General features: G+C 68.8%; 13 protein-coding genes. 11 read left to right on the top strand and 2 right to left on the bottom strand.

The features are described 5' to 3' along the window. Nucleotides 1-2: 2 nt before the first annotated feature. A complete protein-coding gene (gene flgM, locus DID99_RS09435) occupies nucleotides 3-335 on the bottom strand; it encodes a flagellar biosynthesis anti-sigma factor FlgM (RefSeq protein ID WP_044847871.1) in 333 nt (110 codons plus the stop codon). Nucleotides 336-455: 120 nt separating this feature from the next. Next, a complete protein-coding gene (flgA, locus tag DID99_RS09430; protein ID WP_124666547.1) occupies nucleotides 456-1,763 on the bottom strand; it encodes a flagellar basal body P-ring formation chaperone FlgA in 1,308 nt (435 codons plus the stop codon). 205 nt (nucleotides 1,764-1,968) lie between these two features. Here flgA and DID99_RS09425 point away from each other — a divergent pair, with 205 nt between their 5' ends. The 11 genes from DID99_RS09425 (at nucleotide 1,969) to flgK (ending at nucleotide 12,665) form a co-directional block, all read left to right on the top strand. Beyond that, the gene (locus DID99_RS09425) at nucleotides 1,969-2,457 is read left to right on the top strand and encodes a flagellar basal body rod protein FlgB (protein WP_124666546.1); all 489 of its coding nucleotides are present in this window, start codon (nucleotides 1,969-1,971) and stop codon (nucleotides 2,455-2,457) included. 37 nt (nucleotides 2,458-2,494) lie between these two features. Beyond that, nucleotides 2,495-2,920, top strand: a complete 426-nt coding sequence (gene flgC / locus DID99_RS09420; RefSeq protein WP_044847874.1) for a flagellar basal body rod protein FlgC — start codon at nucleotides 2,495-2,497, stop codon at nucleotides 2,918-2,920. A gap of 67 nt (nucleotides 2,921-2,987) precedes the next feature. After that, on the top strand, nucleotides 2,988-3,734 hold the full coding sequence (locus tag DID99_RS09415; protein WP_044847875.1) for a flagellar hook assembly protein FlgD: 747 nt from the start codon (nucleotides 2,988-2,990) through the stop codon (nucleotides 3,732-3,734). Nucleotides 3,735-3,762: 28 nt separating this feature from the next. Next, nucleotides 3,763-5,004, top strand: coding sequence for a flagellar hook protein FlgE (gene flgE / locus DID99_RS09410; RefSeq protein WP_124666545.1), 1,242 nt, complete (start codon nucleotides 3,763-3,765; stop codon nucleotides 5,002-5,004). A gap of 20 nt (nucleotides 5,005-5,024) precedes the next feature. Continuing rightward, the gene (flgF, locus tag DID99_RS09405; RefSeq protein WP_044847877.1) at nucleotides 5,025-5,783 is read left to right on the top strand and encodes a flagellar basal-body rod protein FlgF; all 759 of its coding nucleotides are present in this window, start codon (nucleotides 5,025-5,027) and stop codon (nucleotides 5,781-5,783) included. Nucleotides 5,784-5,818: 35 nt separating this feature from the next. Then, nucleotides 5,819-6,607: a flagellar basal-body rod protein FlgG gene (flgG, locus tag DID99_RS09400; protein ID WP_014895799.1), complete on the top strand. Its 789-nt coding sequence runs from the start codon at nucleotides 5,819-5,821 to the stop codon at nucleotides 6,605-6,607. A 21-nt stretch (nucleotides 6,608-6,628) separates the two neighbouring features. Then, the gene (flgH, locus tag DID99_RS09395) at nucleotides 6,629-7,318 is read left to right on the top strand and encodes a flagellar basal body L-ring protein FlgH (protein WP_044847878.1); all 690 of its coding nucleotides are present in this window, start codon (nucleotides 6,629-6,631) and stop codon (nucleotides 7,316-7,318) included. A 5-nt stretch (nucleotides 7,319-7,323) separates the two neighbouring features. Then, complete coding sequence (locus tag DID99_RS09390; RefSeq protein ID WP_044847897.1) at nucleotides 7,324-8,502, top strand: flagellar basal body P-ring protein FlgI; 1,179 nt, start codon at nucleotides 7,324-7,326, stop codon at nucleotides 8,500-8,502. Further along, on the top strand, nucleotides 8,503-9,501 hold the full coding sequence (gene flgJ / locus DID99_RS09385; RefSeq protein WP_124570731.1) for a flagellar assembly peptidoglycan hydrolase FlgJ: 999 nt from the start codon (nucleotides 8,503-8,505) through the stop codon (nucleotides 9,499-9,501). A 233-nt stretch (nucleotides 9,502-9,734) separates the two neighbouring features. Further along, nucleotides 9,735-10,490 (top strand): flagellar brake protein, encoded by a 756-nt coding sequence (locus DID99_RS09380; protein ID WP_124486646.1) that lies wholly within the window; start codon nucleotides 9,735-9,737, stop codon nucleotides 10,488-10,490. Between the two features lie 192 nt (nucleotides 10,491-10,682). Continuing rightward, nucleotides 10,683-12,665 carry a flagellar hook-associated protein FlgK gene (flgK, locus tag DID99_RS09375; RefSeq protein ID WP_124666544.1) on the top strand — a complete coding sequence of 661 codons (1,983 nt, stop codon included), beginning with the start codon at nucleotides 10,683-10,685 and terminating at the stop codon, nucleotides 12,663-12,665. The last annotated feature ends 7 nt before the right edge of the window (nucleotides 12,666-12,672 follow it).

Here is a 12,672-nt window from a genome sequence, read left to right as displayed (position 1 = left end):
GCTCAGTTGCCCTGCGAGCGCTGCTGTTGCAGCAGGTCGCGGGCGGTATTCAATACGCCGTCGGCGATCTTGTTCACGTCGATCGTCAACGTGCCGTTGTTCAGCGCGTCCTTGATCGACTGGACGAGGGCCGTGTCGATGTCGGCGCTGCCGGAGGCCGACAGCGAACGCAGCTGGCCGGACAGACCCGACAGGTTCACGCTCGTGTCGCCGCCGGTCGATCCTGCGTCGGCCGCCTGCGCGGACGACGACGAAGCCGCGCCGGATTGCGCGCGGGCCGCGCCGTTGCCGGTCGACGCGAGTGGGCTCGGGTTCGGAGTGGAATCGATCTTCACGATGGGGGTTTCCTGGACGGTATGACCCAGATAACGGCCGGGTCGGCCCGAACTTTAGCATCGTGAGCCCGAAATTCTCCAAATAAACAATTCTTTACAATCTTGCGGTGCGATCCGGCCCTACAGCGGAATTTCGACGGTCCCGGCATCCTTGACGATCGCCGTGACGATTTGCCCCGCGGCCATCCGGACCCGCACCGACTGTCCCGGCGCCGCATTCGCGAGCGCGCTGCCCTCGGCCGAGATCGTGAAGCCGGGCCCGGCCGCGACGACCCGCACCGTCTGGCCGGCGGACACCGACGCGGCGCTCTTCAACATGTCCTGGCGCAGCGGCAGCCCGGCCGAGATCCGCGCCAGCGCGGTCGCGCCGACCGCCTGCGCGGGATCGGTGATCACCGCGAGCGGAAGGACAGTCAGGTCGCCGTCGCGCGCGACGAGGTCGGCCGCGGTGAGCGGCTCGCCGGGCGCGATCTGGCGCGCGGCGACGTAATAGGTGGCCTGCACGGCAACCTTCGCCTGCAGGTAGACGGTCCACGGCCGCTCGCCCGCGCAGCGCACGCCGACCGTCGTGCGGCCCCACAGGCGCGCGCCGGTCGGCAGGAACGGCTCGAGCGTCGTGCACGCGGCGAGCCCGCGCGGAAACGCGGCCGCGACGGTCGCGGTCGTCTTGCCCGGCAGGCCCGCGACCTGCTGCTGCAGGAATGCGAGCGCCGTGCGCCGGATCGTGTCGGGGTCCTGCTGGCCGGGCGGTGTCGCCGGCTGGGGCGCGGCGGCTACCTGGGGCGGGTTGGCGGCAGCCGCCGGTGCGCGCGGGGCCGGCGGGGCTGAAGCGGCGCGGGCCGCGGCGAGGCGCGCGGCGATGGCCGGTCGCGCGGAATTCGATGCCGGGTCGGCCGCGCCGGCGACGACGGTCGCGACGGCGCCCGGATTGGCGGCGCGCAGGGCACCATAACCTGCGTTCGAGGCGTTCGAGGCGTTCGAGGCGTTCGAGGCGTTCGAGGCGTTCGAGGCGTTCGCGGTGGTCGCGGTGGTCGTGGCGTTCGTGCGCGCGGCGGCGTAGGAGGGGCGCGGCGTCGGCGCCGGCACGGCAGCCGGCGGCGGGACATTCATCACGACCATCGAGCCAGCCGGCTGCGCCGCGTAGCGGGCCGCGGCCGCGCCCGTCACGCCGGCAGCACCACCCGCACCACCCGTCATGGCCACGCCGGTACCCGAAGCCGTCCCCGAATTCCCGCCGAACTGACCGCCGCTCGCCGCGTTCGCCTGCGCGAGCGCGGTCTCGGCCGTTTCGCCGCGGCCGGGAATCACGATCATCCCGTCGTCCGCGTGCGCGGCCGGCACCGCGAGCCACAGCGCCGCGGCGAGCGCGAACGCACGCGACCTGCGCGTGCCGCGTCCGTGGTTGCCGCGAAGTGCGCTGCCTGTCATCGCCGTGTCCTCGAAGCCGTTGATCCGATTCGCATTCTAGGGAGCCGGGCCGCCGCGCAAACGATGAATAGAGGGGGCCTTTGCCGCGTTATTCGTCCGATTGCCGGTTGCGCCCGCCGCCTACCATCGCTGTCATGGAAAAAAGCCCCTTGGGTCGCCATCCGGCGCAACGGGCGTGCAGCGCTTCATACGGAGAGACGCACACATGCTGGACAAACTCGATGCCGAATTCGCGTTCGGCCGACAGGCGCTCGACGTGCGCGCCTATCGGCAGGAACTGCTGTCGTCGAACATCGCGAACGCCGACACGCCCGGCTACCAGGCCCGCGACACCGATTTCGCGTCGACCCTCGCGCGCTCGCTGAAGCAGGCCGGCGGCGGCCTCGCGCCGAGCAACGCCGCGCAGCTGCCGATGGCGCAGCCGGCCGGCGTGGCGAGCGGGATGACGATGGTGTCGACGGCACCCGGCCACATGGCCGGCACCGCGAAGCTGATGCCGACCGGCGGCCCGGCCGACGACTACGGCCGCGCGCAGTACCGGATGCCGCTGCAGCCGTCGCTCGACGGCAACACGGTCGATCTCGACGTCGAGCGCGTGCAGTTCGCGAACAACGCGCTGCACTACGAAACCGGGATGACCGTGATGACCCAGCAGATCAAGGCGATGATCGCCGCGATCTCGACGAACTCGTAAGCGCAACCGAACCCGAGCACAAGCACCAGGAGCCTCCATGCCCTCGTTGATGAACATCTTCGGCGTCGCCGGTTCGGCGCTGTCCGCGCAATCGCAGCGCCTGAACGTCACCGCGTCGAACCTCGCGAACGCCGACAGCGCGACCGGCCCCGACGGCAAGCCGTACAAGGCCAAGCAGGTCGTGTTCGCGACCGACCCGATGGGCGGCGCGCGCACCGCGTCCGGCCAGGGCGTGGGCGGCGTGCGCGTGACGAAGGTCGTCGACGATCCGTCGCCGATGAAGTCGACCTACGACCCGGCGAACCCGGCCGCCGACGCGAACGGCTACGTGCAGATGCCGAACGTCGATCCGGTGCAGGAGATGGTGAACATGATCTCGGCGTCGCGCTCGTACCAGGCCAACGTCGAGACGCTGAACACCGCGAAGACGCTGATGCTCAAGACGCTGACGATCGGCACGTAAGCCGCGCGCCGAGCGACCTTCCACACCCGGGCCCAGACCCGACCGTTTCGACACAAGGCTATCCAGGATGACTTCCTCCAGCACGACGATCGGCAGCAGCGGCACCAACGTGTCGACCCTGCCGACCGACACGATGAACACCAACAACGTGTCGACGACCGGCACCTCGGCGAGCGACCTGCAGGCGACGTTCCTGAAGCTGCTCGTCACGCAGCTGCAGAACCAGGATCCGACGAGCCCGGTCGACAGCTCGCAGATGACGTCGCAGCTCGCGCAGATCAACACGGTGAGCGGCATCGCGCAGCTGAATACGTCGCTCACGTCGCTGTCGACGCAACTCGCGGCCGGCCAGCAGACGCAGGCCGCGCTGCTGATCGGCACGAACGTGCTCGCGCCGGGCAACAGCGTCGCGGTGAAGAGCGGCGCGGCATCGCCGTTCGGCGTGTCGCTCACGAGCGACGTGTCGAACCTGACGATCACCGTGAAGAACAGCGCGGGCGTCGTCGTGAACACGATCAACGCGGGCCAGCAGTCGGCCGGCACGGTGCCGTTCAACTGGACGCCGACGGATACGGCCGGCAACGCGCTGCCGGACGGCAAGTACACCGTGAGCGCGCAGTACACGGGCAGCGACGGCAAGACGTACGCGCCGACCGTGCTCGCGGCCGCGCAGGTACAGAGCGTGATCAAGCAGGCCGACGGCACGGCGGGGCTCGTGCTGTCGAACGGCACGACGGTGGGCTTGACCCAGGTCGCGTCGATTTTCCCGAACACCGCGTCGTCGTCGTCCGGCGGCACGACCACCAGCAACTGATCCAGCTTTCTCGAAAACGGAGACCGAAATGGGTTATCAACAGGGTCTGAGCGGCCTCGCCGGCGCATCGAACGCGCTCGACGTGATCGGCAACAACATCGCGAACGCGAACACGGTCGGCTTCAAGTCGAGCACCGCGCAGTTCTCCGACATGTACGCGAACTCGCTCGCGACGTCGGTCAACACGCAGATCGGGATCGGCACGACGCTCGCGTCGGTGCAGCAGCAGTTCGGCCAGGGCACGATCAACACGACGAACTCGTCGCTCGACGTCGCGATCAACGGCAACGGCTTCTTCCAGATGTCGAACAACGGCGTGACGACGTACTCGCGCGACGGCACGTTCCAGCGCGACAAGAACGGCTTCATCGTCAACTCGGCGGGCGCGAACCTGATGGGCTACGCGGCCGGCAAGAACGGCGTGCTGAACACCGCGCAGACCGTGGCGCTGCAGGCGCCGACGACCAACATCGCGCCGACCCCGACGACCAAGATCACCGGCCAGTTCAACCTGAACTCGCAGGACACGGTGCCGGCCAAGACGCCGTTCGACCCGACCGACACCACGACGTACAACTATTCGACGTCGATCCAGGTGTACGACTCGCTCGGCGGCTCGCAGGCGGTCAACATGTATTTCGTGAAGTCGGCGGCCGGCTCGTGGGAAGCCTACGCGGGCGTGCAGGGCGGCACCGCGACCGACCTCGGCACGGTCACGTTCGACACGTCGGGCGCGATCCAGAGCACGACGCTGCCGGGTTCCGCGACGCCGACCGCATCGCTCGGCCAGTTCCAGTTCAGCGTGCCGACCACCGACGGCTCGGCGACGCCGCAGAACCTCACGCTCGACCTGACCGGCACCACGCAGTACGGCGGCAAGGACGGCGTGAACAACCTCGCGCAGGACGGCTACGCGAGCGGCACGCTGACGACCTTCTCGATCGGCTCGGACGGCAAGCTGACCGGCAACTACTCGAACGGCCAGACGGCGGTGCTCGGCCAGATCGCGATCGCGAACTTCAACAACCCGAACGGGCTGACCAGCCTCGGCGGCAACCAGTACGCCGAGACGGCCGCGTCGGGCGTGCCGCAGATCTCCGCGCCGGGCAGCACGAACCACGGCACGCTGCAGGGCAGCGCGCTGGAGAACTCGAACGTCGACCTGACGTCGCAGCTCGTCAACCTGATCACCGCGCAGCGCAACTACCAGGCGAACGCGCAGACGATCAAGACGCAGCAGACCGTCGACCAGACGCTCATCAACCTGTAACGCGCGGATAACCGGCAGCCATGGACCGACTGATCTACACGGCGATGACGGGCGCGTCGCAGTCGCTCGACCAGCAGGCGATCGTCGCGAACAACCTCGCGAACGCATCGACGACGGGTTTTCGCGCGCAGCTCGCGACCTACCGCGCGGTGCCGATGAATTTCGGCGACGGCAGCAACATCGACCCGACGACGACGCGCACCTACGTGCTCGCGTCGACGCCCGGCGCGGATTACGCGCCGGGTCCGATCACGCGCACCGGCAACCCGCTCGACGTCGCCGTGCAGGGCGCCGGCTGGCTGTCGGTGCAGACCGCCGACGGCAGCGAGGCGTACACGCGCGCCGGCAACCTGCACGTCGATGAAAACGGCCAGCTCGTCAACGCGAGCAACCTGCCGGTGCTCGGCAACGGCGGCCCGATCTCGGTGCCGCCGAACGCGGAAGTGACGATCGGCAAGGACGGCACGGTGTCCGCGCTGATGCCGGGCGACCCGCCGACGGCGGTCGCGATCGTCGACCAGATGAAGCTCGTGAACCCCGACCCGGCCACGCTCGCGCGCGGCAACGACGGGCTGTTCCGCACCGCCGACGGCAATCCGGCCGACGCCGACCCGACCGTGGTCGTCACGCCGAATTCGCTCGAAGGCAGCAACGTGAACCCGGTGACCGCGATGGTCGCGATGATCGACAACGCACGGGCGTTCCAGCTGCAGTCGAAGCTGATCCAGACGGCCGACCAGAACGAGCAGTCGGCGAACCAGCTGCTCAACTTCAGCTGAGCGGCCCGGCCCTCGCACCCAGGAGAAGATTCAACATGAACCGTTCGCTCTACATTGCCGCCACCGGCATGAATGCGCAGCAGGCGCAGATGGACGTGATCTCGAACAACCTCGCGAACACCAGCACGAACGGCTTCAAGGCGTCGCGCGCGGTGTTCGAGGATCTGCTGTACCAGACCATCCGCCAACCGGGCGCGAACTCGACGCAGCAGACCGAGCTGCCGTCGGGCCTGCAGCTCGGCACCGGCGTGCAGCAGGTCGCAACCGAGCGCCTGTATACGCAGGGCGGCCTCACGCAGACCGGCAACTCGAAGGACGTCGCGATCAACGGCGCGGGCTTCTTCCAGGTGCTGATGCCGGACGGCACGAACGCGTACACGCGCGACGGCTCGTTCCAGACCAACGCACAGGGCCAGCTCGTCACGTCGAGCGGCTACCAGATCCTGCCGGCGATCACGGTGCCGCAGAACGCGCAGTCGCTGACGATCGGCAAGGACGGCGTCGTGTCGGTCACGCAGCCGGGCTCGAGCAACGCGGTGCAGATCGGCTCGCTGCAGATCGCGACCTTCATCAACCCGGCCGGCCTCGAGGCGAAGGGCGAGAACCTGTTCGCCGAGACCACGTCGTCGGGCGCGCCGAACGTGTCGCAGCCGGGCCTGAACGGCGCGGGCGTGCTCAACCAGGGCTATGTCGAGGCGTCGAACGTGAACGTCGTGCAGGAGCTCGTCAACATGATCCAGACGCAGCGTGCCTACGAGATCAACAGCAAGGCCGTGACGACGTCCGACCAGATGCTGCAGACCGTCACGCAGATGAAGAGCTAACCGGAACGTCCCGTCGTCGCCATGAAGCAGGTTCGCCTCCTCCCGTCAGCCCCCGTCCGCGCCGCGTGCGCGGTCGCGGTGGCCGCGCTCGCCGGTTGCGCGCAGATTCCGCGCGACCCGATCATCCAGCAGCCGATGACGGCGCAGCCGCCGATGCCGATGTCGATGCAGGCGCCCGGCTCGATCTACAACCCCGGCTATGCGGGGCGGCCGCTGTTCGAGGATCAGCGGCCGCGCAACGTCGGCGACATCCTGACGATCATGATTGCGGAGAACATCAACGCGACCAAGTCGTCGGGCGCGAACACGAACCGCCAGGGCAACACCGACTTCAACGTGCCGACGGCCGGCTTCCTCGGCGGGCTGTTCGCGAAGGCGAACCTGTCGGCGGCCGGCACCAACAAGTTCGCGGCCACCGGCGGCGCGAGCGCGGCGAACACGTTCAACGGCACGATCACGGTGACCGTCACCAACGTGCTGCCGAACGGCAACCTCGTGGTCAGCGGCGAGAAGCAGATGCTGATCAACCAGGGCAACGAATTCGTGCGCTTCTCGGGGGTCGTCAACCCGAACACGATCTCGGGCGCGAACTCCGTCTATTCGACGCAGGTCGCCGACGCGAAGATCGAATACTCGTCGAAGGGCTACATCAACGAAGCCGAGACGATGGGCTGGCTGCAGCGCTTCTTCCTCAACATCGCACCGTGGTGATGACGATGCAGCAGCCTCTTCTCCACCGCCTGTCGTCCCGTGCGCGTGCCGTCGCGCGGATCGCCGCCGCGTTCGTGCTGGCGGCGTGCGCGCTCGGCGCGGCACCCGCGCACGCGGAGCGCCTGAAGGACCTCGCGCAAATCCAGGGCGTGCGCGACAACCCGCTGATCGGCTATGGCCTCGTCGTCGGCCTCGACGGCACGGGCGACCAGACGATGCAGACGCCGTTCACGACGCAGACGCTCGCGAACATGCTCGCGAACCTCGGCATCTCGATCAACAACGGCTCGGCCAACGGCGGGCCGTCGTCGCTGAACAACATGCAGCTGAAGAACGTCGCGGCCGTGATGGTGACCGCGACGCTGCCGCCGTTCGCGCGGCCGGGCGAGGCGCTCGACGTGACCGTGTCGTCGCTCGGCAACGCGAAGAGCCTGCGCGGCGGCACGCTGCTGCTCACGCCGCTGAAGGGCGCGGACGGGCAGGTGTACGCGCTCGCGCAGGGCAACATGGCGGTCGGCGGCGCGGGCGCCAGCGCGAACGGCAGCCGCGTGCAGGTGAACCAGCTCGCGGCCGGCCGGATCGTCGGCGGCGCGATCGTCGAGCGGGCGGTGCCGAACGCGATCGCGCAGATGAACGGCGTGCTGCAGCTGCAGCTGAACGACATGGACTACGGCACCGCGCAGCGGATCGTGTCCGCGGTCAATTCGAGCTTCGGCCCGGGCACCGCGACGGCGCTCGACGGCCGCACGATCCAGCTCGCCGCGCCGGCGGATTCCGCGCAGCAGGTCGCGTTCATGGCCCGCCTGCAGAACCTCGACGTGAGCCCGGACAAGGCCGCCGCGAAGGTGATCCTGAACGCGCGCACCGGCTCGATCGTGATGAACCAGATGGTCACGCTGCAAAGCTGCGCGGTCGCGCACGGCAACCTGTCGGTGGTCGTCAACACGCAGCCGGTGGTGTCGCAGCCGGGGCCGTTCTCGAACGGGCAGACGGTGGTCGCGCAGCAGTCGCAGATCCAGCTGAAGCAGGACAACGGCGCGCTCAAGATGGTGACCGCCGGCGCGAACCTGGCCGACGTCGTGAAGGCGCTGAACACGCTCGGCGCGACGCCGGCGGACCTGATGTCGATCCTGCAGGCGATGAAGGCGGCCGGCGCGCTGCGCGCAGACCTGGAGGTGATCTGAATGGCGGCGAATCTTCCGAACGCGAACGACCTGACGCAGCGCTTCGCCCTCGACGTGCAGGGCTTCGACGCGCTGCGCGCGCAGGCGAAGCAGTCGCCGCAGGCCGGTGCGAAGGCGGTCGCGGGCCAGTTCGACGCGATGTTCACGCAGATGATGCTCAAGAGCATGCGCGACGCGTCGCCCGACGGCGGGCTGCTCGATTCGCACACGTCGAAGATGTACACGTCGATGCTCGACCAGCAGCTCGCGCAGCAGATGTCGAAGCGCGGGATCGGCGTGGCCGACGCGCTGATGAAGCAGCTGCTGCGCAACGCGGGGCAGGGCTCGGGCAGCGATACGGCGGCCGACGCGGGCGCGGCCGGGCTCGCTGCGGCGGGCCTGGGTGCGGCCGGCTCGGGCACGTCGGGCAACGAAGGCAGCCTCGCCGCGATGAACGCGATGGCGCGGGCCTACGCGAACGCGGCGAACAACGGCGGGCTCGCCGGCTCGCGCGGCTACACGGCCGGCAGCGCGCTGACGCCGCCGCTGAAGGGCGCGAGCGGCGTGCAGGACGCCGACGCGTTCGTCGACCGGCTCGCCGGCCCGGCGCAGGCGGCGAGCGCGACCACCGGCATCCCGGCGCGCTTCATCGTCGGCCAGGCCGCGCTCGAATCGGGCTGGGGCAAGCGCGAGATTCGCGCGAGCGACGGCTCGACGAGCTACAACGTGTTCGGCATCAAGGCGAACAAGGGCTGGACGGGCCGCACGGTGTCGGCGCTGACGACCGAATACGTGAACGGCACGCCGCGCCGCGTCGTCGCGAAATTCCGCGCGTACGACTCGTACGAGCACGCGATGACCGACTATGCGAACCTGCTGAAGAACAACCCGCGCTATGCAGGCGTGCTCAGCGCGAGCCGCAGCGTCGAGGGTTTCGCGCACGGAATGCAGAAGGCCGGTTACGCGACCGACCCGAATTACGCGAAGAAGCTGATCTCGATCATGCAGCAGATCGGCTGACGGGGCAGGGCCGCAACGGCCCCGCCTGCCGCCGTTTTTACAATCTTACGAACCGTGCCCGGCATCCCGCCGCGCGCGGTTTTCAACGTTTGCGCGAAAAATACCGGCGTTTCGATCTAAACTTTCGGTGAGCACTGCCGCTAAGTGTGAGAGACCTGTAACCGGGCCATGTTCTGGCCCGGTTTTACTGCGCACCGGTCGCCCGGGCGCCCTGAAAAGAAAACCGGCTAGCCATGAATATCGAAACGTCGACCGATCCGAGCCTGGATGCGGGCCATTCCGGGCCCGACTACGCCCGCCGCAATCCGCTGGAGATCGGCGTGCAGCTGCGCAACCTCGTGAACCGGGGCGACTTCCTGACCGTCCAGTACCCGGGCGGCCAGCTCGTCACGCGCCTGCTCGAGGTCGACGTCGGCGCGCGCACGTTCACGTTCGACTGGGGCGCGCTGTCCGAGCAGAACGCCGGCATCCTCGGCGCGTCGCATTGCACCTTCGCGGCCGCGCCGGAAGGCGTGCGCGTCGAATTCACCACGAACACGCCGCGCGAGACGCGCTACGAGGGGCTGCCCGCGTTCGTCGCCGATTTCCCCGACGTGCTGATGTGCATCCAGCGCCGCGAGTATTTCCGCGTCGATGCACCGATCGTCGATCCGTTCCTGTGCCGCGGCCGGTTGCCGGACGGCGAGGGCTTCATGTTCGAGGTGCATAACCTGTCGCTCGGCGGCGTCGGCCTGCGGACCGCCGACGAGCGCGTCGAGACGCTCGATGTCGGCACGCTGCTGCCGGGCGTCGAGCTCGAGCTGAACGGCCACGGCAAGCTGTCGCTCGACCTGCAGCTCGTGTCGCAGCGTTCGACCCAGATGCCGAACGGCTCGCGCCGCTACCAGCTCGGCTTTCGCTTCATGTCGCTGCCGGGCAGCGCGGAGAACACGCTGCAGCGCCTGATCACGCAGCTCGAGATGAAGCGCCGCTCGCTCGCGCGGGCCTGACGCATCCGCTCGCGGCCCGGTTCGGGGCCGCTCTCGCACCGGCGCCGGCAGCGTGCGCCGGGCCGCTCGCCGGACGACGCGCATGCGCGCGTCGCGCGCGCATTTTTCCCTCAATTTTTCCGATCCGCGGCCGTTATACCGGGAGTCACGCAACCCGGCGGCCGCAGCGCGGCCGGCTCATCAGGATCGCGCATGTCCAACTCACTCATGAACCTCGGTGTCAGCGGCCTCAATGCCGCGCTCTGGGGCCTCACGACGACCGGCCAGAACATCAGCAACGCCGCGACGCCCGGCTATTCGGTCGAGCGCCCGGTCTATGCCGAGGCGAGCGGTCAGTACACGGCGAGCGGCTACATGCCGCAGGGCGTGAATACCGTCACCGTGCAGCGGCAGTACAGCCAGTACCTGAGCGACCAGCTGAACAGCGCGCAGTCGCAGGGCGGCTCGCTGTCGACGTGGTATTCGCTCGTCGCGCAGCTGAACAATTACGTCGGCAGCCCGACGGCCGGCATCTCGACCGGGATCACGGGCTATTTCACCGGGCTGCAGAACGTCGCGAACAACGCGTCCGATCCGTCGGTACGGCAGACCGCGGTCAGCAACGCGCAGATCCTCGCGAACCAGCTCAACGCGGCCGGCCAGCAGTACGACGCGCTGCGCCAGAGCGTGAATACGCAGCTCACCGACACCGTGTCGCAGATCAACACGTACACCAAGCAGATCGCGCAGCTGAACCAGCAGATCTCGGCAGCGAGCAGCCAGGGGCAGCCGCCGAACCAGCTGATGGACCAGCGCGACCTCGCGGTGTCGAACCTGTCGAGCCTCGCCGGCGTGCAGGTGGTGCGCAACGACAGCGGCTACAGCGTGTTCCTCGCGGGCGGCCAGCCGCTCGTTCTTGCCGACAAGAGCTACCAGCTCGCGACCGTCACGTCGTCGTCCGATCCGAGCGAGCTGACCGTCGTGTCGCAGGGGATCGCCGGCGCGAACCCGCCGGGGCCGAACCAGGCGCTGCCCGATGCGTCGCTGTCGGGCGGCACGCTCGGCGGCCTGCTCGCGTTCCGCAGCCAGACGCTCGACCCCGCGCAGGCGCAGCTCGGCGCGCTCGCGACCAGCTTCGCCGCGCAGGTCAACGGGCAGAACGCGCTCGGCGTCGACCTGGCGGGCAATCCGGGCGGCAACCTGTTCACGGTGGTGAACCCGACCGTCTATTCGAACCAGGGCAATACCGGCAACGCGGCGCTGTCCGTCTCGTTCGCCAACGCGTCGCAGCCTACGACGAGCGACTACACGCTGTCGTTTGACGGCACGAACTACACGCTGACCGACCGCGCGAGCGGGTCGGTGGTCGACCAGAAGGCGGGGCCGATGCCGGTCTCGCTCGGCGGGCTGAACTTCTCGTTCTCGTCCGGCGCGATGAATGCCGGCGACCAGTTCACCGTGCTGCCGACGCGCGGCGCGCTGACGGGCTTCGGCCTCGCGACGACGAGCGGCTCGGCGATCGCGGCCGCGTCGCCGGCCGTCACGTCGGCGTCGAGCACCAACATCGGCACCGCCAAGATCGCGCTGAGCGGGGTGACCTCCGGCTATCAGGTGCCGTCGACCAAGCTGACCTACGACGCGGCGACGCAGTCGCTGTCGGGCTTCCCGGCCGGTACCACGGTGACGATCCCGGGCACGCCGCCGACATCGGTGACGATCAGCAATCCGACCGACCCCGTGCCGTACGACCCGTCGACCGGCGCGGCGATGACGATGTCGGGCACGGCCGCCGGTGCGCTGAACGGCGTGACCGTCACGCTGTCGGGCACGCCGTCGGACGGCGATTCGTTCACGATCGGGCCGTACGCGGGCGGCACGAGCGACGGCAGCAACGCGCTCGCGCTGTCGCGGCTCGTCAACGCGAAGACCCTCGGCGGCGGCACGACGACGCTTACGGGCGCCTACGCGAACTATGTGAACAACATCGGCAACGCGGCGAGCCAGCTCAAGTCGTCGAGTACCGCACAGACGGCGCTGGTCGGCCAGATCACGTCCGCGCAGCAGTCGGTGTCGGGCGTGAACCAGAACGAGGAAGCCGCGAACCTGATGCAGTACCAGCAGCTCTACCAGGCGAACGCGAAAGTGATCCAGACGGCGGCTTCGCTGTTCCAGACCGTGCTGGGCCTGTTCAGCTGAGCGGATT

It is taken from the genome of Burkholderia sp. Bp8986 (assembly GCF_003854225.1).
Taxonomy (GTDB): domain Bacteria; phylum Pseudomonadota; class Gammaproteobacteria; order Burkholderiales; family Burkholderiaceae; genus Burkholderia.
This window is presented reverse-complemented; position numbering and strand designations above follow the sequence as displayed.